The organism is Sphingobacterium bovistauri, from assembly GCF_020295405.1.
GTDB classification, from domain to species: Bacteria; Bacteroidota; Bacteroidia; order Sphingobacteriales; family Sphingobacteriaceae; genus Sphingobacterium; species Sphingobacterium bovistauri.
This window is the reverse complement of the sequence record NZ_JADEYP010000021.1, coordinates 1-23,600: the sequence shown is the minus strand read 5'-3', so window position 1 is coordinate 23,600 and position 23,600 is coordinate 1. Positions and strand designations below refer to the sequence as shown.

Annotated in this window: 25 protein-coding genes; 19 read left to right on the top strand and 6 right to left on the bottom strand. The window is 34.1% G+C overall.

Annotated features, from left to right (window positions below):
• Window positions 1–2: 2 nt before the first annotated feature.
• The 3 genes from topA to yihA all read right to left on the bottom strand — a co-directional run bounded on the left by topA (window position 3) and on the right by yihA (window position 3,970).
• Complete coding sequence (gene topA, locus IPZ78_RS11470; RefSeq protein ID WP_225553823.1) at window positions 3–2,405, bottom strand: type I DNA topoisomerase; 2,403 nt, start codon at window positions 2,403–2,405, stop codon at window positions 3–5.
• An 81-nt stretch (window positions 2,406–2,486) separates the two neighbouring features.
• Window positions 2,487–3,350, bottom strand: a complete 864-nt coding sequence (locus tag IPZ78_RS11465; protein ID WP_225553820.1) for a UbiA-like polyprenyltransferase — start codon at window positions 3,348–3,350, stop codon at window positions 2,487–2,489.
• Window positions 3,347–3,970, bottom strand: coding sequence for a ribosome biogenesis GTP-binding protein YihA/YsxC (gene yihA / locus IPZ78_RS11460; RefSeq protein WP_225553817.1), 624 nt, complete (start codon window positions 3,968–3,970; stop codon window positions 3,347–3,349). The genes IPZ78_RS11465 and yihA overlap by 4 nt, the downstream gene beginning before the upstream one ends.
• 101 nt (window positions 3,971–4,071) lie before the next feature.
• On the opposite strand from yihA, the gene IPZ78_RS11455 reads away from it, so the two are divergent.
• From IPZ78_RS11455 to idi, 13 genes are all read left to right on the top strand, one after another.
• Window positions 4,072–5,001 (top strand): ABC transporter ATP-binding protein, encoded by a 930-nt coding sequence (locus IPZ78_RS11455; protein WP_225553815.1) that lies wholly within the window; start codon window positions 4,072–4,074, stop codon window positions 4,999–5,001.
• A complete protein-coding gene (locus tag IPZ78_RS11450; protein WP_225553812.1) occupies window positions 4,988–6,337 on the top strand; it encodes an ABC transporter permease in 1,350 nt (449 codons plus the stop codon). Before IPZ78_RS11455 ends, IPZ78_RS11450 begins: the two co-directional genes overlap by 14 nt.
• Window positions 6,338–6,370: 33 nt before the next feature.
• The gene (gene nhaA, locus IPZ78_RS11445; RefSeq protein WP_225553810.1) at window positions 6,371–7,543 is read left to right on the top strand and encodes a Na+/H+ antiporter NhaA; all 1,173 of its coding nucleotides are present in this window, start codon (window positions 6,371–6,373) and stop codon (window positions 7,541–7,543) included.
• Window positions 7,544–7,686: 143 nt separating this feature from the next.
• The gene (locus IPZ78_RS11440) at window positions 7,687–8,025 is read left to right on the top strand and encodes a DUF2853 family protein (RefSeq protein WP_225553808.1); all 339 of its coding nucleotides are present in this window, start codon (window positions 7,687–7,689) and stop codon (window positions 8,023–8,025) included.
• Window positions 8,026–8,152: 127 nt separating this feature from the next.
• Entirely contained in the window at window positions 8,153–8,857 is a 705-nt protein-coding gene (locus IPZ78_RS11435; protein WP_225553806.1) for a DUF4397 domain-containing protein, read from the top strand.
• 453 nt (window positions 8,858–9,310) lie between these two features.
• On the top strand, window positions 9,311–10,156 hold the full coding sequence (locus IPZ78_RS11430) for an MORN repeat-containing protein (RefSeq protein ID WP_225553804.1): 846 nt from the start codon (window positions 9,311–9,313) through the stop codon (window positions 10,154–10,156).
• A gap of 428 nt (window positions 10,157–10,584) precedes the next feature.
• The gene (locus IPZ78_RS11425; RefSeq protein WP_225553800.1) at window positions 10,585–11,259 is read left to right on the top strand and encodes a MarR family winged helix-turn-helix transcriptional regulator; all 675 of its coding nucleotides are present in this window, start codon (window positions 10,585–10,587) and stop codon (window positions 11,257–11,259) included.
• 128 nt (window positions 11,260–11,387) lie between these two features.
• Complete coding sequence (locus IPZ78_RS11420) at window positions 11,388–12,860, top strand: phytoene desaturase family protein (protein ID WP_225553797.1); 1,473 nt, start codon at window positions 11,388–11,390, stop codon at window positions 12,858–12,860.
• Between the two features lie 7 nt (window positions 12,861–12,867).
• Window positions 12,868–13,704, top strand: a complete 837-nt coding sequence (locus tag IPZ78_RS11415; protein ID WP_225553795.1) for a phytoene/squalene synthase family protein — start codon at window positions 12,868–12,870, stop codon at window positions 13,702–13,704.
• On the top strand, window positions 13,701–14,162 hold the full coding sequence (locus tag IPZ78_RS11410) for a hypothetical protein (RefSeq protein WP_225553792.1): 462 nt from the start codon (window positions 13,701–13,703) through the stop codon (window positions 14,160–14,162). The genes IPZ78_RS11415 and IPZ78_RS11410 overlap by 4 nt, the downstream gene beginning before the upstream one ends.
• Window positions 14,159–14,611, top strand: coding sequence for a sterol desaturase family protein (locus IPZ78_RS11405; RefSeq protein ID WP_225553789.1), 453 nt, complete (start codon window positions 14,159–14,161; stop codon window positions 14,609–14,611). The genes IPZ78_RS11410 and IPZ78_RS11405 overlap by 4 nt, the downstream gene beginning before the upstream one ends.
• Window positions 14,608–15,324: a lycopene cyclase domain-containing protein gene (locus IPZ78_RS11400; RefSeq protein WP_225553787.1), complete on the top strand. Its 717-nt coding sequence runs from the start codon at window positions 14,608–14,610 to the stop codon at window positions 15,322–15,324. Before IPZ78_RS11405 ends, IPZ78_RS11400 begins: the two co-directional genes overlap by 4 nt.
• Window positions 15,311–15,850 (top strand): isopentenyl-diphosphate Delta-isomerase, encoded by a 540-nt coding sequence (idi, locus tag IPZ78_RS11395; protein WP_225553785.1) that lies wholly within the window; start codon window positions 15,311–15,313, stop codon window positions 15,848–15,850. The genes IPZ78_RS11400 and idi overlap by 14 nt, the downstream gene beginning before the upstream one ends.
• A gap of 58 nt (window positions 15,851–15,908) precedes the next feature.
• On the opposite strand, the gene metA is transcribed toward idi, so the two are convergent.
• Window positions 15,909–16,856 (bottom strand): homoserine O-acetyltransferase MetA, encoded by a 948-nt coding sequence (gene metA / locus IPZ78_RS11390; RefSeq protein WP_225553784.1) that lies wholly within the window; start codon window positions 16,854–16,856, stop codon window positions 15,909–15,911.
• A 208-nt stretch (window positions 16,857–17,064) separates the two neighbouring features.
• Here metA and IPZ78_RS11385 point away from each other — a divergent pair, with 208 nt between their 5' ends.
• From IPZ78_RS11385 to IPZ78_RS11375, 3 genes are read left to right on the top strand one after another with little or no spacing between them, the layout of a single operon-like run.
• A complete protein-coding gene (locus IPZ78_RS11385) occupies window positions 17,065–17,817 on the top strand; it encodes a 5'-nucleotidase C-terminal domain-containing protein (RefSeq protein WP_225553781.1) in 753 nt (250 codons plus the stop codon).
• The gene (locus tag IPZ78_RS11380) at window positions 17,792–18,739 is read left to right on the top strand and encodes a bifunctional metallophosphatase/5'-nucleotidase (protein ID WP_225553779.1); all 948 of its coding nucleotides are present in this window, start codon (window positions 17,792–17,794) and stop codon (window positions 18,737–18,739) included. Before IPZ78_RS11385 ends, IPZ78_RS11380 begins: the two co-directional genes overlap by 26 nt.
• 27 nt (window positions 18,740–18,766) lie before the next feature.
• On the top strand, window positions 18,767–19,972 hold the full coding sequence (locus IPZ78_RS11375) for an MFS transporter (protein WP_225553777.1): 1,206 nt from the start codon (window positions 18,767–18,769) through the stop codon (window positions 19,970–19,972).
• On the opposite strand, the gene recR is transcribed toward IPZ78_RS11375, so the two are convergent.
• Window positions 19,973–20,587, bottom strand: coding sequence for a recombination mediator RecR (gene recR, locus IPZ78_RS11370; protein ID WP_225553774.1), 615 nt, complete (start codon window positions 20,585–20,587; stop codon window positions 19,973–19,975). It abuts the gene before it with no gap.
• 91 nt (window positions 20,588–20,678) lie between these two features.
• On the opposite strand from recR, the gene IPZ78_RS11365 reads away from it, so the two are divergent.
• Both IPZ78_RS11365 and IPZ78_RS11360 read left to right on the top strand, forming a co-directional pair.
• Window positions 20,679–20,960: a SelT/SelW/SelH family protein gene (locus IPZ78_RS11365; RefSeq protein WP_225553772.1), complete on the top strand. Its 282-nt coding sequence runs from the start codon at window positions 20,679–20,681 to the stop codon at window positions 20,958–20,960.
• 94 nt (window positions 20,961–21,054) lie between these two features.
• Entirely contained in the window at window positions 21,055–21,759 is a 705-nt protein-coding gene (locus IPZ78_RS11360; protein WP_225553770.1) for an LOG family protein, read from the top strand.
• Window positions 21,760–21,843: 84 nt separating this feature from the next.
• On the opposite strand, the gene IPZ78_RS11355 is transcribed toward IPZ78_RS11360, so the two are convergent.
• A complete protein-coding gene (locus IPZ78_RS11355; RefSeq protein ID WP_225553768.1) occupies window positions 21,844–22,884 on the bottom strand; it encodes a fatty acid desaturase in 1,041 nt (346 codons plus the stop codon).
• A gap of 329 nt (window positions 22,885–23,213) precedes the next feature.
• Between IPZ78_RS11355 and IPZ78_RS11350 the strand changes: the two genes are divergently transcribed.
• Window positions 23,214–23,567, top strand: a complete 354-nt coding sequence (locus IPZ78_RS11350) for an ISAon1 family transposase N-terminal region protein (RefSeq protein ID WP_225553766.1) — start codon at window positions 23,214–23,216, stop codon at window positions 23,565–23,567.
• The last annotated feature ends 33 nt before the right edge of the window (window positions 23,568–23,600 follow it).

Here is a 23,600-nt window from a genome sequence, read left to right as displayed (position 1 = left end):
CCCTATTTCTTTTTCGCCACTGCTTTTGTTGTTGCTTTCTTAGCTGCTGTCTTTTTTGTAGCTGTTTTAGCTTTCGCTGAAGTTTTTGTTGCTTTGACTTTAGGTGCTTTAGGATCTTCAGCAGCCCATTTAAGCACATCTTCATATGTAATTACGTCTACTTCAATTCCCTTAGGGATTTTCAGATTCTGCTTACCAAAGCGTACAAAAGGTCCCCAACGTCCTTTCTCAATCTGAGCTTCAGGATTTTCCTCGAATACACGAATTACTTTTTCTATATCTTTCTGGCGCTTTTCCTTGATTATCTCTACCGCTTGATCAACTGTAACATCCAAAGGGTCTAAACCTTTTGGTAAAGAATAAAATGCCGAATTGTGACGAATGTATGGTCCGAAACGACCAATTGCAACAGTCATCTCTTTCTCTTCAAATTCACCTACTTTTTTAGGAAGTTTGAATAATTCCATTGCTTCCTCAAAAGTTATTGTTTCAATCATTTGACCTTTTCGCAAAGAAGCAAATTGAGGTTTTTCCTCATCATCCTGTGCTCCAATTTGTACTAAAGGGCCAAAACGACCTACACGTACTGTAACAGGCTTACCTGAAACAGGATCCACTCCCAATTCACGCTCATGTGTAGCACGATCTGCGTTTTCTAATGTATCTTCAACCTCTTCGTGAAATGGTCTATAAAAGCTTTCTAACATATCTGTCCACTCCTTATTCCCCTGTGCGATTTCATCAAACTCACGTTCGACTTTCGCAGTAAAATTGAAGTCAACAATACCTTTAAAATGCTCTACTAGAAAATCATTAACCAAGACGCCGATGTCAGTAGGAAACATCTTACTACGCTCTACACCAGTTATTTCAGTCTTTTTAACTTCAGTAACTATTCCAGACGATAATGTTAAAACTTTGTAGTCTCTTGGCTTTCCATCTCTATCTTCTTTCACCACATATCCACGGTTTTGAATAGTAGAAATAGTAGGTGCATATGTCGAAGGACGGCCAATACCTAGTTCTTCCAACTTCTTCACTAAAGAAGCTTCTGTAAAACGTGCTGGAGGTCTTGAAAAACGCTCAGTAGCAGTCATTTCATTCAGGTTTAATACCTGACCCACCTCTAAAGCTGGCAACAACGCATTATCTGAATCTTCATCCAATGAGTTATCATTTTCTTCGTCAACAGACTCCATATATACTTTCAAGAAACCATCAAATTTCATGACTTCGCCAGTAGCAGTAAGCTCTTCATTACGCGTTGACACTGATATTTTTGCAACAGTCTTCTCAAACTCAGCTTCACTCATTTGCGACGCAATAGCACGTTTCCAAATTAGTTCATAAAGACGAACTTCTGAAGGCTCTGCGGAAATAGAATGATTCGCAAAATAGGTAGGACGAATAGCCTCGTGCGCTTCTTGAGCACCACTAGACTTCGTTTTATATTGTCTTTGTTTATGGTATTTTTCACCATAAGCTTTTAATATCTCATCTTGTGCACCTCTGATCGCGGTATCTGATAAGTTTACCGAGTCGGTACGCATATAGGTGATATGTCCAGCTTCGTACAATCGTTGTGCAACTTGCATAGTACGAGCTACTGAAAAACCTAATTTTCTACTTGCTTCTTGTTGCAAAGTAGAAGTCGTAAACGGTGCTGAAGGATTGCGTTTTGCAGGCTTCTTTTCTAAGCTCGTTACAGAATAAGCCGCATTGATACAATCATTCAAGAACTTGTCGGCTTCTTCTTTTTGCGCAAAACGATGTGGCAATTCCGCCTTGAATGATTCCTTCCCTTTGCCCGTATTAAAAATCGCAACAATCTTAAATGAAGCTTCTGCATTAAATTTATTGATATCGCGTTCACGCTCTACGATAAGACGAACAGCTACGGATTGTACACGTCCTGCCGACAAAGAAGGTTTCACTTTACGCCACAACACGGGTGATAATTCAAAACCTACCAATCTATCTAACACGCGACGCGCTTGTTGCGCATATACCAAATTATAATCAATCTTACGAGGCGACTCTATGGCTTTAAGAATCGCTGGTTTTGTGATTTCGTGAAAAACAATACGTTTAGTATTGTTTTCTTTCAATCCTAAAGTATCATATAAATGCCAAGAAATAGCTTCCCCTTCACGGTCCTCATCGGACGCTAACCAAACCATCTCTGCAGCTTTTGCTAATTTCTTTAATTCACTGACTACAGCCTTCTTATCAGCCGGAACCTCATATTTTTGTTCAAACTTATTATCGGTATCAATTGCATCATCAGTTTTCACCAAATCACGAATATGCCCATAACTTGACTTCACCAAGAAGTCACTTCCAAGATAACCCTCTATCGTTTTTGCCTTTGCAGGCGACTCTACAATTAATAAATTTTTAGCCATTTAATATCTTAAGATTTCTGCAAATATTATTATTTCAAAATGGAATGACAATATTTTTTGTCAATTAACCAAATAATTATGTTAAAAAATCCAATGCCCACTAACCACATCTAATAAATAAAACACAGCAAATACCACAGATGCTATCCCATTTGTAGTCATGAATGCTCTATCTACACGAGACAAATCATTTGGGCTCACTATCCGATGCTGATATATTAATAAGGCAGCATAGCACACAACACCAATATAATACAATATTCCTACTTCAATAAAAAAAACAGGTAGTACAACTAATATAAAAGATAGAACATGAAGAACTTCTGATATCCTCAGTGCCTTAACACTTCCAAAATTTGCAGGAATAGAATTTAATCCATTTGCTCTATCAAATCCTTCATCTTGCAATGCGTATATTATATCAAAACCACTGACCCAAGTCAAAACGGCTAAGCCATAAAGTACAGGTACTAAACCGAATTGTCCAGTTACGACCATATATGCTCCAACTGGAGCCAACCCCAACCCTAATCCTAAAACCAGATGACAAAGTGGTGAAATCCGTTTCATATAGGAATAAAACAACACCACAAATAGTGCTATCGGTGACAAAGCCAAGCACATAGGATTGATAAAATATGTTGCAATAATAAACACAACACAATTTATTATGGTAAACATTAAAGCTTGTCTTGGACTAATTCGACCAGCAGGAATATCGCGTACCGCAGTCCGCGTATTCAGAGCATCTATATCACGATCCAAATATCTATTAAAAGCCATTGCTGCATTTCGTGCTGTCACCATGCACAATAACATTAAGCCTAATAAAGACCATTTAAATTCAAAATCAGTTGTACTAATGGCTAAAAAAAAACCAATGAATGCAAAAGGTAGAGCGAATATGCTATGTGCAAAAAGCACTAAAGACATATATTTTTTCATATTTCTTCTTCAATAATTGGCGGCTCAAATCCAGAATTTATTTCATCAATAGTCTGCAAAATAGGATCCAACCCTACTTTTTCTTCTGAAGATGTCAAAAAACGTTGGGGAACTTCTTCAAAATACTTCAATAAAGCACGTTTGAATTTAGCCATATTTTGATCTGACTTCACAGTCGATTGCTTATCACCCTTGGTGAAAATAAGCATAAATGGAAGACCTTTTTCCCCCAACCAACAACAAAAATCCAAATCGATTTTTTGAGGCTCTAATCTTGAATCAATGAGCACAAAAATACATTGTAGATTTTCTCTGCGTGTTAGATAATACCTTATAAACTTCCCCCATTCTTCTCTATTTTTTTTTGAAGTTTGTGCATAGCCATACCCTGGTAAATCCACTAAATACCAATTATCATTAATAATAAAATGGTTTATTAATTGTGTTTTACCTGGTCTCTGAGATGTTTTAGCTAAATTCTTTTTACCTGTCAACGCATTGATTAATGAGGATTTACCCACGTTAGACCTACCGATAAAAGCATATTCTGGCAAATCTTGTGCTGGCAACTTTTCGACTTGTGTATTGCTACAAACGAATTCTGCGGATTTTACTAACATAAAGCAAAGGTAGAATTAATTTTAAGAAATATAAACGCTGCCTGACTTCGCCATTAAACATCGGTTAATTATTCCTATTTTAGTGGTTACTTATTTTGAATATGCTCTCATTAAGAAACATTGTAAAACAATATGCCAATCACAGGGCTTTAGATGATGTATCTATTGACATTCCTGAAGGAAAAATATTTGGACTCTTAGGACCAAATGGTGCGGGTAAAACATCCTTAATACGCATCATCAATCAAATAACAGCACCCGATGCTGGAGAAATATATTTTAACAACGAGTTGTTGTCTCCCAAACATATTGAACAGATTGGATATCTTCCAGAAGAAAGAGGTCTGTATAAAAAAATGAAAGTTGGTGAGCAGATGATTTATTTAGCACAATTAAAAGGCCTGAATAAATCAGAAGCCAAACAGCGACTAAATCACTGGTTTGAAAAGCTCGACATCACCTCTTGGTGGGATAAGAAGGTTGAAGATCTGAGTAAAGGTATGCAACAAAAAGTTCAGTTCATAGCGACTATACTACATGATCCTAAACTGATTATACTAGATGAACCTTTCTCTGGATTTGACCCAGTTAATGCACAAATAATTCAAGACGAAATATTAGAATTAAATAAAAATGGTGCAACAATCATCTATTCTACACATAGAATGGAGACAGTAGAGGAACTTTGTGACAATATAGCGCTAATAAATAAATCAAAAAAAATATTAGATGGATCTGTCAAAGACATAAAAAAGCTATATAAAAATCAATCTTATTGCATTGACTTTGTAAGCAAGGGTTCAATATTAAATCATGATAATCCATATTATGATTTAATCAAATTGAATGCGCAAGAAGAACAAGTTCAGATCGACATAAAGATTAATCCTAAATTTCAATTAAATGATGTACTGAACTTTTTAATACCACAAGTGGAAATTCATCAAGTCAAAGAAATCGTACCAACAATTCACGATATTTTCATTGAAAAAGTAACACAAACACACGCAACGATTCATGAACAAAATTAGACTCATTATTCAACGTGAATATCTAACACGTGTACGCAAAAAATCTTTTTTACTTACGACATTTTTAGTACCATTATTCTTTATTGGGATGTATGTTGGTGTAATATTTTTGACCAAGAAAAGCTTTGACGAGAGCCATTCCTATGTTTATGTAGTAGATGATTCTGCAGATGTCATTCATAAGTTGAATTCTTCTAAAAATGTAACTTATCTTAAAGAAGGCAATGATTTGCAACATCAAATTGGCAAGTTGAATAAAGAAGATGGCAGAACTAGCATATTACACATTCCAACAGATTTTTATGAAAGCGAAACAGTAGAGTTTCTCTCAAATGACAAACCTAATCTGTCCATAGAATCTGAAATAAGTGATAGTCTAAATCGTATTATAAAAGATAAAAAGTACGAGTCTTATGGTATTACAAGTGAAATAAGGCGATCGATTAAATCCGATGTAAAAATAAAATCCAAAGAAATCTCAGAAAACGGGAACACAATAGAATCTAATACAGAGATCTCTATGGCCATCGCATTAGTCCTTTCTGTATTGATATACATTTCATTATTCTTGTATGGCTCACAGGTGATGAGAGGGATAATTGAAGAAAAAAGCAATAGAATCATAGAAGTAATAATTTCCTCGGTCAAACCATTTCAACTAATGATGGGGAAAATCATAGGAATTGGATTAGTAGGATTGACACAATTTGCATTATGGATTTTCGTTTCTATTTCATTAGTTTTAATTGTATCCAACACCCTAGTTTCTAAAGAAGATTTCACGAATCAACTCCTTAAAAACAATACACAGCAAGTAAATTCATCAAAAAACACAGAAGTCTTAAGCCAAGATGAAACAGTTATAACTGAAGAAACAATAAGTGAGATAATTCAATTAATTCAAACTGTAAACTTACCTTTAATAATAGGCTGTTTTTTTATTTTCTTTTTAGGTGGATACCTAATATATAGCGCTCTATTTGCTGCAGTAGGGTCTGCTGTGGATAGTGAAACTGAAGCTTCGCAATTCACCTTACCGATTACTATGCCATTACTATTGACTTATGCACTATCATTCGGTGTATTAATCAATAATCCACATGGAACTGTCGCGACTTGGCTTAGCTTTATTCCCTTTACATCCCCCATCGCTATGTTAGTCCGCATACCATTTGGAGTGCCAACTTGGCAAATTATTGTATCAGCTATATTACTAATACTAGGCTTTGTTCTAACAACCTGGTTTGCAGCCAGAATTTATCGTGTTGGAATATTAATGCATGGCAAGAAGGCTAGTTACAAAGAATTAATCAAATGGTTTAAATATAAAAGTTAATTACATTTGTCATCATAAACATCTAAAATTATCATGTCAAAACTTATTAATCTACGTACGTTCAAAGAGTTTTTCGAATCAAGCACTGGAGGGGGAATATTATTATTTGTATGTGTGATATTAGCGCTAATCATAGCTAATTCACCCGCTGGCGATAGTTTATTAGCATTTTTAGCAACTAAAATTGGTTTTGAAAATCAATCCATACATCTGAACTACACAATTAAACAATGGATTGACGACGGCTTAATGGCCATTTTCTTTCTGCTAGTTGGACTTGAGATAAAAAGAGAATTAGTCGAAGGAGAATTAGCTTCACCAAAAAAAGCTGCGCTACCAATTTTTGCTGCATTTGGTGGTGCATTGTTACCTGCTGCAATATATGCTATCTTTAACTACAACACAGAAACACATCACGGCTGGGGGATCCCGATGGCTACTGACATTGCTTTCGCATTAGCGGTCATTTCATTGTTGGATAAAAGAGTTCCAGCGAGTTTAAAAGTGTTTCTAGCAGCTTTAGCGATCGTAGATGATCTATTAGCCATCATCGTAATCGCTATTTTCTACTCATCCGAATTACATTACACCTATTTATTATATGCAGGAGGTATCTTTGCCTTTCAAATAGTACTGAACAAACTAGGAGTTAAAAACATACTTGCTTACGTAATTCCTGGTGTTTTCATGTGGTACTTCATTCACCACTCGGGCATACATGCAACTATAGCGGGTGTATTGACAGCAATGTCACTACCAACTACAACAGATGATAAACAATCTCCATTAGAAAAATTAGAGCATATACTTGCTAAACCAGTAAATTTCATTATTATACCAATTTTTGCTTTTGTCAATACAGCTATCGTATTAAATACTGATATGATTGGTGGATTAACATCTTCAATGGGACTAGGCATTATCACAGGATTAATAATAGGAAAATCAGCCGGTATTCTCTTCACTTGCTGGCTATGTGTCAAGTCTGGAATATCTTCATTACCTGAAGGAGCTGGATGGAAACATATGTTTGGAGTTGGATTGTTAGGTGGTATCGGATTTACCATGTCCATTTTTGTAGCTATGCTTTCTTTTTCGGACGCTCAACATATTGAAGAAGCAAAACTTACCATTTTAGTTGCATCTTGTTTAGCTGGACTATTCGGTTACTTCTATTTACTATCTTTAAGTAAGAAAAATAATTAGTTAACTATTTATATAGAATTACTACTACAATCAATATTTATTTTCTAGATGAAGCTGTAATTTTTCCTTCTATTCTGTATATTTAAATAGTAATTATTTTAAAAATATTACACTGTTTGGAATAAATCATATAAACGTTTACTATGAGCAAATTAGAAGAAAAAATTGCAACTTACGTTGCTGAAGCAAAAAAGTTAAATTTAGATTTAGACGAAAGTTTAATTGCAAGCGTAGCCAAGGGATTAGGTCCATCAATTTACAATGCTGACGCTGAAACAATCGCCGCATCGGATAGTGCTGAACTTGATCGATTAAAGAAAAACTTTTTAATAGGAAAATTAGGATTAGCTGATGATTCAAAATTAGACAAAGCTATTGAAGAAGTTATTGAAAAAATTGGTAAATCTAACAGAAATAAATATAGAGCATTGGTATATGCTCTATTGACCAAAAAATTCAAAAAAGAGTCTGTTTACAAATAGCACACAAAGCGCCTTTTAGCGCATTAATAAGGGGCATATCATTAATATGATATGCCCCTTATTAATTTCATTGTAGCTATTTAAAATATGCATCGTTATATAAACAAACAGCATTTAAATAATTACTATGAATAAGAAATCAATAAAGCTATTCCTCTTTGCAACTTTAGGTCTATTTTTTTTAAATGGTTGCATGAAGGATTCGGATGAATTACTCAACGACCTCCCTCCTCAAGCATTCTTTACGATGATAAATGCTTACGAAGGAAGTGATTTTGTTATCCATAAGGCAGATAACAATTTCATACAGACTATGAATAATCCACTGCTATTCAAAGCAATAAACTTCGTCTACCTTTATCCAGGAAACCGAAAAATACAAACAATTGACAAACAAAACAACATAATTATAGATAGTACTTTTACTATAAAAGATGAATCGCTATATACATCAATCATATTTAGAACACTAGGAAATAAAGCAGGCCAACACTTAATTGTAGATTCACTAGTAAATAATTTAGCGACTAATTCTGCGTTACGATTCTTAAATTTGGCAGAAGGCACACACAACATAAACGTTTTTCTAAGTAATACTGCAATAATTAGTAATAGAAATTTTGACGGTACTACTGCTGATCTGAATCACTTCAAATTTGTACCTCAACAATCAGGGTTTAATAAGATTATTATTAAAGATGAGTCCAATCAAACTCTTATTGAGAAGGATATTAACTTAGCGCCAGGTATTCACTATACTATTGCACTAATAAAAAGTAGTATTGATGAAAACAAATACGAAATTATTGCTCATCAACAATACAGAAATTAAGCCCGACATATATTCCATTATTCTAATGCTGTGAATAATGGAATATTTATTCCCTTTTTAGAAATGACTTATTAATCCCATAAAATAAGTCACAGGGTAATAATCTACACATTCCATTAACCATATATCAAGCCTTTCAATTACTTCGAAATAGTACTTTTTTCGAGCAACCGCAACTAATAAAATATAATATTAGGATAAATATTACCTCCAAAAACCAAAAACCACCCCTTAGGCTATTCATAAGATATTGTCAATAACGAATAAATACCCTTGAAAATTCAACGAAATATCAATACCAACATGTATTTATGTAAATTTTTATAAAAAAAATGTAGCATTTTATCTACAATTAGAATTTATTTTAATACTTTTACGAAGGAATTTGTTTTTCATATAGTTAAATAAATTTCATGTAAAAATCAATGTGATTAACTCAATAATCAGCCACCTATGAAGTATATTATTTTATTGATATTAACCATATCATTTGTCGCTGTACAATCTAGCGACAATATAAAGTTTCAATTAAAATCCAATCCAAAAATAACAGCTGAATACGAGGGAAGTATTAAAAATGGAAAAGCTCATGGACAAGGAAAAGCTATATTCTATCTAGGAACTGAATATGACGGCGAATATGAAGGTGAATGGATAGACAACGATTTTCATGGTTACGGATCATTTAAATGGAAAAACGGAAGTAAATATATTGGCAAATTTGAATTTAGCAAAAGAAATGGTGAAGGTGAATTCACTTGGCCTAATGGAAATAGTTACAAAGGAGAATGGAAAGATGGTGTTCAGCATGGTCAGGGAACACACAAATGGACAAATGGAGAAAAATACTCTGGGGTATACATAAATGGAGAACAAACAGGATTAGGCATTTACTCTTGGCCCAATGGAGATACATATGATGGCTATTGGTTAAATGGAGAGCAACATGGTCAAGGTACATTTGTGTTTTCATCAGGAGACAAGTACGTTGGAAGTTTCACTAATAACGATAGAAATGGCTTTGGAACGTTCTATTGGTCAAATGGAAACGTCTATAAAGGCGAATGGTCAAATAATTCACAAAGTGGTCAAGGCACAAAAACTTGGAGTTCTGGAAATAAATACGAAGGCTCTTGGTTGAATGATAATTTTCATGGAAAAGGCACCTATACATGGAATGATGGAGATAAATTTATCGGACATTTTGAAAATGGAAAACGGTCTGGAGATGGTAGAATGGAATTTGCAAATGGAACCATTCAGGAAGGTAAATATATAAACGATGTCTTTCAGCAGTAATACCTCATCTATTAAAGTAATAATACTGTATCCAAGTAAACTATACCATATTTAATAAAATATTATAATATTCAAATGCTGTCCAGGTATTGCAAGTAGTATGATTTATATACTTAGTCATAGCAAATGCCTATGTCAAAAAACTATATACACTGCATTATACATTCTTAATGCTCTATCAGAATAAGTTTAATTCTGATTTATAGTATAGGCTTCGATTGAAGATATCTGTATTAAACATTCTATAAATCAACACCCTTATTTACAGTGAAGAGCTGAATATATGCTCTATAGGGCCAATTTTAAAACCATCTATGGTTATCATAATTGATTATTACACATGAATTATTTTTAAGTATTTGAGCTCAAACTTTATAAATTGTAAAAACAATTTAAATTGATATATCTTTGTGATTTCAAAATATTCCATGAATTATAATTTGGTTAAAGACATACTTTCCTTATTAGAGTCTTTCGAAAACTCAAATTCAAGTCAACAATACAGCGCAAATGTTGAAGGATTTTCTCAATGGATCATTGATACGAAATCCCAAACAAATACCTCTGATTTAGATTGGGAAGGAAAAGTAAAAGGTAGGTCTATCGAAAGCGTGATAAGCACATTACTTGTACATATGAGTAAGTATGCAAAAAGTTATTCTAAATCTGCCATTCATGAGTCTGAATTTTCTACTCAAGAAGAATTTATTTACCTCATTACATTGAATTCTTTTGGTTCAATGCGAAAGACTGAATTGATCAAACGCAATAAGATGGACAAACCTGCTGGAATCCAAATTATAAATAGATTAATCAAATCAGGATGGATTGAACAAGTAGATTCGAAAAAGGATAAACGTAGTAAAATATTAGCACTTACTGAAGTAGGCAAAAACTACTTAACCTACAAAATGGATGATATACGCAAAGCCTCAAAAATTGTAACAGCAGACCTATCAGACAAAGAAAAAATAGATTTAGTTCGTATCCTTAGTAAAATGGATAAATTTCATCAAAAAATCTATGATAAAAATCTCTCTACAGAGCAACTTCTCAAAGAAGCATTCGACAGCTATACCATAGCCAACAATCCAAATCAATAAATTCAACAATATTATTGCACAGATCTAAAAACTTTTTGTCCAAAAACTGGTTATTATAAAATAACAGCTTGTTTATAATTGTATAATTATATACTTTTATAAAAAATATTAGTATATTAAAATACAGTATGCATAATACCAAAAAACACAATAAAAAAGTTGCGATTTTAGGAGCTGGATTTTCTGGATTATCTGCCGCATGTTACGCTGCAAAGAAGGGACACGAAGTACATGTTTACGAGAAACACGAAACTGCAGGTGGACGGGCTCGCCAATTCAAAGCAAATGGATTTACATTTGATATGGGCCCAAGTTGGTATTGGATGCCAGATGTTTTCGATGACTTCTTTAGTGATTTTGGTCATCAAACGAAAGATTTTTATGAGCTAAAATCTTTAAACCCTCAATTTGAGATTATTTTTAAAGATTCCAAAATTAGCGTTCCTGAAAAATACGAAGAGTTAAGAAACCTTTTTGAAAGTATAGAATCTGGTGCTGCTAAAAAATTAGATTCTTTCATGACTTCAGCCCAACACAAATACGAAATTGGGATGAAGCAGTTCATTCACAAACCCTGTCATACCTGGACGGAATTCATATCCATTAATATATTAAAAAATGCTACTAAACTAGATTTATTAAGCAACTTCGATACCTATGTAAATAAATTCTTTACAGATACTCGTTTAAAGATGATTATGGAATTTCCAGTCATTTTCTTAGGAGCGGCTCCCTCAAACATCCCTGCCCTATATAGCTTGATGAACTATGGAGGTTATGCATTGGGGACTTGGTATCCAATGGGAGGTTTTTATGAAGTTATTAAATCCATGCAAAAATTAGCCGAAGAACTGGGTGTAAACTTTCATTTTAATTCTGAAGTGGATGAAATCATAACCGAAAGCGAATTTGCTAAATCTATTCGGATTGATGAACAACATTATAATTTTGATGAAGTAATTAGCTCAATTGATTACCATCATACAGAAAAACTTTTGCCTGAAAACAAAAGAAATTACAGTGATAAATACTGGGAAACAAGAACATTTGCACCATCATGTTTGATTTTTTATATAGGTATAAAAGGAGAGATACCCAACTTAAAGCATCATACCCTATTTTTCGAACATGAACTAGATGAACACATAGCTGATATCTACGTAAATAAAGAGTGGCCTGAAAATCCATTATTTTACGTCTGCTGTCCATCGAAAACAGACCCGACTGTTGCTCCAGAAAATCACGAAAATTTATTCTTGTTATTGCCAATTGCAAATAACATTGAGGATAATGAGCAAATTAGGGAAGTGTATTTCAACAAAATGCTCACAAGACTCGAAAAGCACATTGGAGAAAATAACCTATTAGAAAGAATAGTTTATAAGCGTAGTTATTGTGTCGAAGATTTTAAGGAAGACTATCATGCATATGGAGGAAATGCTTATGGATTGGCCAATACGCTCAAACAAACCGCCATACTAAAACCTGCAATACGGAATAAGAAATTAAAAAATTTACACTACACAGGACAACTTACGGTCCCTGGACCAGGTGTTCCTCCTTCTATAATATCGGGTAAAATTGTTGCAAACGAAATTTAATCAAGTTATGAAAACACTTTATGATAATTTAGCGTACAAAATTAGCAAATGCACTACGCAAACTTACAGTACTTCATTTTCTTTAGGTATTAAAGCTTTAGACCCCAAATTACGTCCTGCAATCTATGCTATCTACGGATTTGTTCGTTTAGCTGATGAAATAGTTGATAGTTTTCATGGCTACGACCAAAGTGTATTATTAGAGCAATTGATCAAAGAGACGAATGAATCCCTAGAGCGAAAAATTTCAATCAATCCGATTTTACAATCTTTCCAAGAAACTGTTCATAAATATAAAATCAATCCTGAATTAATAGACCAGTTCTTGCATAGTATGTCGATGGACCTGAACAAAGTGGTCTATACTAAAGAAAATTACGATGAATATATATTAGGTTCTGCCGAAGTGGTTGGACTCATGTGTTTACATGTATTTGTGGAAGGTGACTTAAATAAATATGCGGAGTTAAAGCCCTATGCTATGAAATTGGGTAGTGCCTTTCAAAAGATTAACTTTTTGCGTGACTTAAAAGAGGATTATTATACATTAGGCCGATTCTATTTTCCAAACTTGGACTTCGTCGGATTTAATGATGACACCAAGAGTATTATTGAGAAAGAAATAGAAAATGAATTTAAAAAAGCATTATTAGGTATCAAAATGCTACCAAATTCTTCTAAATTTGGCGTTTATTTGGCATATAGATATTACTGGTCTCTATTCAAGAAGATAAAACTAAAGTCAAGTCGGGATATCCTGACCAAGAGAACTAGTGTGCCAAATACAGAGAAAATGTACTTGATGATGGAATCTTACTTAAATCTAAAACTAGATAGAATATGAGGTGGATAACATTAATATGCCTAGTATTATCTTCCTTAATTGCAATTGCTGTAGATTCAGATCTGTATAGAAAGAATTTAGCATTAGCACCCACGAACAAAAAATTATGCTACGATATGATTACAGATCTTGAGGCGCATGGTAAGGACAAAAAGCTACTTGGATTTTTAGGAGCATATACAATGATTAAAGCGAACCATCAACTGAATCCAATCAACAAGCTTAGCTCTTTCAATAAAGGTAAAAAGATTCTTGAAAACGCTATTAAAGCGTCACCTACAGACGTTGAATTGAGATATGTACGCTATGCTATACAAAGTTCTATCCCTTCATTTTTGGGGTATAATCACAATCTTAGCGAAGACAAAGAATTATTACAAAAACAGTTAAGTTACTGCGCTCCTAGCTTGCAAAGCGATATTATAAAATTAATTAAACTAAAAGCAACACGAATATGAATTTCCTAATCGTACTGGTAACATTTGTATTTATGGAACCTGTAACATGGTTTATTCATAAATATGTGATGCATGGATTATTATGGTCATTACATAAGGATCACCATGACCACAGCCACGAAGGTAAATTGGAAAAAAACGACTATTTTTTCTTCATATTTTCCATTCCTGCGATCTTACTATTTTACTTCGGCAGCTTAAATGGTTTAGACTATAGATTCTATTTAGGATTAGGAATTACCTTATATGGAATAGCCTATTTCTTTGTTCATGATATATTTATACATCAACGAATCAAAATATTCAGAGCAACCCAATCCCCTTATTTACTTGCTATTCGAAGAGCCCATAAACAACACCACAAACATGTCCAAAAAGAAGAAGGAGAATGTTTTGGTTTCCTATTTGTTCCAATAAAGTATTTCAAATTATATTTTAAGAATTCATGATAGCATTCACCTATATACTCATCAATTTCTTAACCATTATTATCTGTTTTATCTTTTCATTCGATAAACGAATAAAATTTTACCGCTATTTCCAGCCTTTTATTATGGCTAGTATACTTGTAGCTATACCATTTATTATTTGGGACATTTGGTTTACATCACAGGGCGTATGGTGGTTTAACTCAACATACACTTTGGGTATTTCTATATTTAACCTTCCATTAGAAGAGTGCTTATTTTTCATTTGCATACCTTTTAGCTGTGTATTTACCTACTATTGCTTAACAAAGTTTTTCAATTTAGATTGGGCAAATGGTTTCAATAATATTATAGTTTTTGTGACTGTAATTGTCTGCGCTGTAATTGCATTACTTTTTCAGGATAGACTATACACTTTTGTCACCGCATTGGTAACTATTCTATCGATAGTATACTTTCATTTCATTGACAAACAAGAATGGATTGGTGAAGTATCATTTGTTTACACGATTCTAATGTTAGGCTTTCTTCCTGTCAATGGGGTACTAACAGGAACAGGACTTGAGTCTCCTATCGTGAACTATAACAGTGAAGAATTTATGAACTTTCGAATCGGCACTATTCCCATAGAAGATGCTGTGTACGGATACATAATGATTCTATGGAATCTGTATTTTTTTAAAAAATTTTCAAAAAACGTAGACACAAATCCCAATACTTATGAACAGAGATAGAAACCAAGTTGTCTTAGTCGATACGGAGAATAGAGAGTTGGGGACAATGGAAAAATATGAAGCACATAAGCAAGGATCATTGCATCGTGCATTTTCCATTTTCATATTCAATGACAATGGTGAATTATTATTACAACAACGTGCTAGTCACAAATATCATGGAGCAAATCTTTGGACAAACACATGTTGCTCACATCAACAGTTAGGTGAATCTACGCTTGATGCAGCCCGAGATAGATTAATCTACGAAATGAACTTATCAGCTGAATTGGAAGAAATATTTTCATTTATATATCATGCTCATGTAGAAAACAATTTGATTGAACATGAGTTAGACAGTGTATTATTCGGTATTAATAATGACATCCCTATTCCGAATCCAGAAGAAGTCCAAAATTACCGATGGATTGCTGCTCCTGATTTAGAAAATTGGATGGCTTCAAACCCTGAGCAGTTTACCTATTGGTTCAAAGATGTTTGGCACAGAGTCAAAGAGTATATGCAACAAGAGATAGCAGCTATTTAATTTCAATCCTAGACATAGGAACTAAAAACGCATTGAGATATCTCAATGCGTTTTTTTATTAATCTCCTTGAGATTGTATATCTCCCATTTTTGGCAAATCACGTAAATCAAATGGAGTCTCTTGATACACAAAATAATTCAACCAATTATTGAATAATAAGTTTGCATGACTGGTCCATCGCACAAGAGGTTCTTGTGTGGGGTCATCATTTCTATAGTAATTTTTAGGTAAGTTAATACCTGCACCTTTTTCTACATCACGCACATATTCTTCATGTAATGTATACGGGTTATATTCTGAATGACCTGTCAAATAAAACTCTCTACCTCCCCTTGAGTTTAATATTGCGATTCCTGCATCGGGAGATTCTGACAATATGCACACCCCCTCCTTTTTAAGGACATCTTCGCGTTCTATAGTTGTGTGACGGCTATGTGGAATGTAAAACTCATCATCAAACCCTCTAAATATCGGATTTTTCTTGTCTGATGCGGAATGTTTAAATACTCCAAATAACTTGCTATCTAAAGGCACCTTTTCTACACCATAGAAATGATACAGAGCAGCTTGAGATGCCCAACATATATATAAAGATGATGTGACATGTACGCGTGCCCAATCAAAAATCTTAACTAATTCATCCCAATATGTTACCTCTTCAAAAGAAAGCATTTCTACCGGAGCGCCTGTCACGATAAAACCATCGTAAAACTGATCTGATAACTCATCGAAATTTTTATAGAAAAGTTCCAAATGCTCTTGGGGAGTATTTTTAGAAACATGTGTCTCTAATCTTAAAAACTCCATTTCTACCTGCAAAGGATTATTTGACAACAACCTAATAAAATCTGTTTCTGTTGAAATTTTCAATGGCATTAAATTCAACACCAAAACACGTAACGGTCTAATATCTTGCTCATTAGCACGCAAACTACTCATTACGAAAATATTCTCACGTTTCAACAGTTCTATCGCTGGCAAATTATCTGGTATCTTTACAGGCATATTATTTATCTCCTATTGTTTAGGTGGCTTTTTTAAAAGAATTCTCTTCATTCCATAATGGAGCTGCCAAAATACGACTTATAGTTTGTATCAAAAAATTAGAGCGTATTTTTTACACTTTAGATTTATACTAAACTTTAAAATTTTACACAAAGTTAATTTGTACATCCATACATTCTTCTTAGCTTCGCAGTAAATATTCTATTCTATGCGTTCTTATACAAATATATTTGCAGCATTGCTTACAATATTGCTTTTCGCAAATTGTAATACACCTAAGAGAGTGTGGCAAAAGGAAACACACAATTATAAAATAGACAACAGTATCACAGCTGACACTTCAATTGTAAATTACTACATCCCTTTCAAACAAAAACTTGAAAGTGAAATGAATAGAGTAATAGGCTATTCTGATAACCATCTCACACGTACACGTATCGATGCTGAGAGCTTAGCCGGTAATTTCTTTGTTGACGCCATGCTGGAAATTGGTAAATCAATAGATCCAAATACTCAAATTGCTTTCGCTAATAAATTCGGTATTCGCGCAGATCTTCAAAAAGGCAACATCACTGTTGGCAATATTTTCGAATTAATGCCTTTTGAAAATTACTTTACAATTCTAGAGATCTCAGGTAATGATCTCCTTACTCTGATTCAATATATAGCAAAAACTAACGGCCAACCTATTGCAGGAATAACGCTGGAAATAAAAGATGGGCAGGCAATGAACATCAAAATAAATAAAGAATCCATAGATAGCACAAAAACATACAAAATAATCACATATGACTATCTAGCAAATGGCGGTGATTATGTCGTAGGATTGAGTAATCCATTACATAGAAACGATACCGGGATATTGGTACGTTTCGGTTTAATCGATTACATTGAAAAATTAACAAAGGCTGGAAAAACTATTAATACAGAATTAGATGGAAGAGTTAAAAACATTAAATAGAAGAAGTTTCCTAAGAAATCTCAGTATTCTTGGAACAGCTTTAGCCTATAGTCAACTTCCACAATTAGCTCAGGCACAATCCATCAAAGATATAAAAATAACCATCTTACATACCAACGATGTCCATAGTCGCGTAGAACCATTCCCTATGGATGGATCTAGACTTCAGGGATTAGGTGGCGTAGCTAGACGAAGTACTCTAATCAATCAGATTCGCAAGGAAGAGAAGAATGTGTTACTTTTTGATGCCGGTGATATCTTTCAAGGCACTCCTTACTTTAATCTATTTGATGGTGAGGTTGAATTGACATTGATGTCCAAACTTAAGTATGATGCAGGAACTTTTGGAAATCATGAATTCGACAATGGTATAGAAGGGCTTTTAAAACATTTTGACAAAGCTAGTTTTCCATTTTTAACGTCAAACTATGATTTCTCACAGACAGCTTTAGCTGGAAAAACTAAACATTATCAAATATTTAAGAAAGATGGTGTCAAAATAGGTGTTTTTGGACTGGGGGTAAATTTAGATGGCTTAGTAGATAAAAAACAATATGCAGGAATGCAATATGAAGACCCTATTGCAGTAGCAAAAAGAATTGTACCTACGTTAAAGGACAAATACAAATGTGATATTGTTATCTGTCTTTCTCATCTAGGCTATTCGTATGAAGAAGATAAAGTATCTGACTTGCGATTAGCGGCTGCCACACAAGGTATCGATCTGATCATAGGAGGACATACGCATACTTTTCTAGAAAAACCTACTGAGGTCAAAAACGCTGCTGGAAAAATCACTTTGGTCAATCAAGCTGCTAGCGGTGGAGCTGTTTTAGGCCGTATAGACTTCATCTATAATCCCGCTACAAAAGTGAAAACAATCACATACAACAATTATGTGCTTAATTCAGATTTAGTATAATTTATTAATTTAAATATAAAAAAAACATTGAAGTCTCTTTTTCAGATATATATAAATTCCTACAGAGGATTATCTCCCGCAGCCTGGTTGTTAGCTTTGGTAATGCTGATCAATAGGACTGGCTCTATGGTAATTCCCTTTTTGGGGATGTACATGTCTTCTGAATTAGGCTTCTCAAAAACACAAATTGGACTTGTATTAGGTTGTTTTGGGCTAGGCTCTGTATGTGGCTCGTGGCTTGGTGGATGGTTAACTGATCGATTTGGAAGCTTCAAAGTACAAACAGTTAGCCAAATTGCTGTAATCCCTTTATTCCTGATCCTTCCATACTTTCAGACTTTTGAGACTTTGGCGCTTATGATCTTCGTATTGACCATGGTGGCCGATATTTTTAGACCTGCTAATTCAGTATCTGTAGCACGGTATGCGAAGCCAGAGAATATCACAAGAGCTTACTCCTTAAATAGGATGGCTGTCAATTTAGGATTTTCTATCGGGCCTGCATTAGGTGGTTTTTTAGCGACTATCTCTTACAATTGGATATTCTATGGTAATGCCATTGCTGCTGCTATTGCAGTGATTGTATTTATATACTTTTTCAAAAATAGAGCACAAAATGAAGCTCCAAAAAAAGAAGAAAACACAAGCACAAAAACAAAAGAACGTAATGCATACTCCGATGGCATGTTTATCGTGTTTAATATTCTATGCTGTCTATTTTCTATGGGCTTCTTACAATTATTAAGTACCCTACCCCTATTTTACAAAGATGTGTACAGCTTAGATTCTGGACAAATAGGTCTATTATTAGGTTTTAGTGGATTTGTGATTGTGATATTCGAAATGGTTTTAGTCCATTTCGTTGAACATCGCTTATCCATTCGTCAAATTATGTTTTGGGGCACGGCAATTACAGGTATGTCTTATTACATGCTGAATCTGGATTTTGGAATTGTTTGGCTATATATGGCTATGTTTATACTCTCAACTGGAGAAATGCTGTCCCTCCCATTTATGGCAACCATATCGATAAAGAGAGCTGGATTGAGCAACCAAGGTGCTTACATGGGATTCAACTCGCTAGCCTTTGCTGCTGCAAATATTTTCTCTCCTTATTTGGGAACGTATATTGCAGAGCATTATGGTTACAATGTACTATGGACGATTGCAGGAACAACTCTCTTCATAGCTGCTATAGGATTTTATTGGATAACAACAAAAATGAAGGTTTAATTAACCTACATTACGTTCATAGGGAACACGTGTCAAAATAGAACGACCTAAAGTAATCTCATCTACATACTCAAGCTCACCACCAAACGCAATACCTCTAGCAATAGTACTTACCTGCAAATTGAATTCCTTCAATTTACGGTATAAATAAAAAATTGTGGTATCCCCTTCCATGGTGGCGGATAATGCTAAAATAATTTCCTTGACTTCTCCAGTTCGTACACGCTGTAACAAACCATCAATTTTCAAATCAGATGGGCCTACTCCGTCCATTGGAGAAATCAACCCTCCAAGTACATGATACACTCCTTGATATTGATTTGTATTCTCTATTGCCATTACATCGCGTGTATCTTCCACGACACAAATCGTTGATTTATCGCGCTTCACCGATAAACATATTTCACAAATATCCTCGTCAGAGATATTATAACATTCTTTACAATATTGAATTTTCTCTTTTAATAGATTTAATGACTGCGTAAAACGAGCTACTTCTGCATCCTGTTGCTTCAATAAATGCAACACTAAACGCAATGCCGTCTTCTTCCCTACTCCAGGCAAACGACCAAACTCCTCTACAGCATTTTCTAATAATTTAGATGAAAAATTCATAGGACAAATGTAAGTATTTTTATGTCAGAAAAACATCAAGATATATAACAAGCGAAACAGAATATGGAACAAAATTTGTATCATTATAGCGATGAAACCACGTATCATAATAGAGTATTGCCCCAAATGTGGGTGGCTTCTGCGAGCAGCCTACATCGCACAAGAGTTGTTAACCACATTTCAAGAAGAGCTATTTGGTGTCATGCTGGTTCCCTCTGAAGTAGCAGGACGTTTTCAGATTAGCACTGAAGAAAAAGTGATATTTGACCGCAAACGTGAAGATGGATTCCAAGACATAAAAGTCATCAAACAATTAGTAAGAGATACCATTTGTCCAGAAAAAAAATTAGGCCATTCAGATCGTAAATCCTAAACTAAAGTTTCACCACATAAAAGAAAAAAAATTCACTAGTTCGAAATAGCTAAATTTATTATATTGCAATTATCCATATACATAGATAAATAATATGACGGGAGAAAATAGAATTATAAATTCATTTGCCAATAAGACTTGGCAAGAAATAAAAGTAAAAGACTCGTGGCAGATTTTCAAGATCATGGCTGAGTTTGTTGATGGATTTGAAAAATTGGCTAAAATAGGCCCATGTGTATCTATATTCGGCTCTGCAAGAACTCCAGAAGACCATAAATGCTACCAAATGACCGTTAAAATCGCAGGATTACTTGCCGAAAAGGGCTATGGTGTTATCTCTGGCGGTGGCCCTGGTATTATGGAAGCAGCCAATCGAGGCGCACACGGTGTGGGCGGTAAATCAGTAGGTTTAAATATAGAACTTCCTTTTGAGCAATTTCACAATAAGTATATTGACCGTGACAAATTACTAGAGTTTAATTACTTCTTCGTACGTAAAGTTATGTTCATGAAATATTCACAGGGGTATATCGTGATGCCTGGTGGCTTTGGCACAATGGATGAATTATTTGAAGCGATCACTTTGATCCAAACGGGTAAGATTGAACGTTTCCCTATCGTATTAGTAGGATCTGATTATTGGGGAGGATTGTTAGAATGGGTAGAAAAAACAATGTTGACCAATGCCTACATTTCACCAGAAGATTTGAAACTGTATCGTATTGTGGACACTGCTGAAGAAGCGGTAGAACACATCTTTAGATTCTACGACAAGTATTTGTTGAAACCAAACTTCTAATAGAAGGAGTCGAATAATATATTTAACAAAAAATGCTTCCATTAGGGAAGCATTTTTGTTTTCAAAAGTATCTTATAATTTTTTTCAAACCTCGTGATATCTATTAGCACGACGGAAAGTTCCCAAATCATTAAAGCGAACACCATTTTTGCGCATCACTTCGTGTGCTTTCTTACGAGCAATATGACGAATATAGAATGTTTCGTTCACTACAAAATGATGAATAGCATGTGTCCAACCAAAGAAAAAACAGAACAATTGAAACGGATATGTCCACCATACCGTCAACACCTGTGTTTGCTCAATAACGTTACCTTGCTCCACATCTCCAAAATAATGAAGATTTGATGTGATGAAATGCAAACAAAATTGACGTAATAAGTTTGGTAATAAAACGATATAAATTATTGGTTTACTCCAAGCTAACACATCCTTAATTACTTCTGGCAATACCCAAGTAAATTGATACTTATTGTGTAAAAAATCCAATAAAATATCCGTAAAAAACACATAAAGAATTACGTGTGAAAGAATAGTAAAAGGAATCAAACCAAACACACCACTTAATTTCAATTTTTTTGCAGTATGCAATTTCAGATTTCCATTATCCACTTCACGCTTCATGTCACTAAATAAACCGATAACACGCAAAGCATTACCAATAACTAAATCTGGTGTAAACAAAAGGCGCTTCAAACTCCATTTCTCACCATTGGTCACCCCCCGTTCCTCTACATCATGTAAAGTTCCTGAAAATTTGTGATGATGATAATGCAAAACACGTCTAAACCATGGATTCAAAGTTAATGGACGTACCAACCATATCACCAACAACATCAAATTATGTACTAGCTTATTATTTTTGAAATAGATAAAATGGATTAGATCATGCTCTAATTCATGTAGTACACCAAATAAAAACGCATTACCCAATATCAGTACCCAAGCAGGTATGATATCGACATACCACATATAGCCAAGTCCAGCACTAATCAAAAGACAAGACATAAATATACTAAAACCAATAAAGTTCTGATATTTTAAAACAGGGTATTTAGCTCTTAAACTTTTATAAGAAGCTATAATCTCCTTCTTGATAATATTTGTTTTCTGTTGATGCGTCACCCTTAAAATAGTTGTTGTTTCTGCAAAACTAATTAATAAATACTATAACACTTTCATTTTTACGTAACATAACTATATAATGACATATTAAAATAAATAGCTTTTTTAAAGAAATATAGTTGTGACATCTGCAAGGTATAATAGTAGATATACAACTTTAGATTATATCAAATTAAGTTGAGAGATTAACCGTACACCTAAAGTGAGTTTACTTTAGAAAGAAATAATTTTATGAACAAGGTATATTAAAATGAAAAAACGGATCAATCTGAATTCATGGGGGGAGTGTTAAAAATTTCTTAGTTTAGTATCCTTAATACAGATATCCCTTGCAAGAAGCCGAACGTAAATTACTATCCTTATTGATGCCCGAAGGGCTTTTGGAATATTTTCAGATTTTAGAAGTCGATCAAGTTGACAATCAACTCCATATTTATTTAGATGAGCTTAATATTGCTCCGACAAGTTATGAGAACAGCAAATTGGAGTCAAAGGGGTTTATGCCTTCCACTGAAATTTCAGACTTTCCCATTCGAGGTCAGAAAGTTACGCCACATATCCGCCGTCGTCGCTGGACGGTACTGGATACCGGAGAGATCGTCACAAGAGATTGGAACCTGGTGCGTGAGGGTACTCGAATGACAACGGAATTCGGGCTTTTTTTAAAGAAGATATTTGGATAATCATCCTGTAAGCGCTCAATTGGTAGGTCTGTT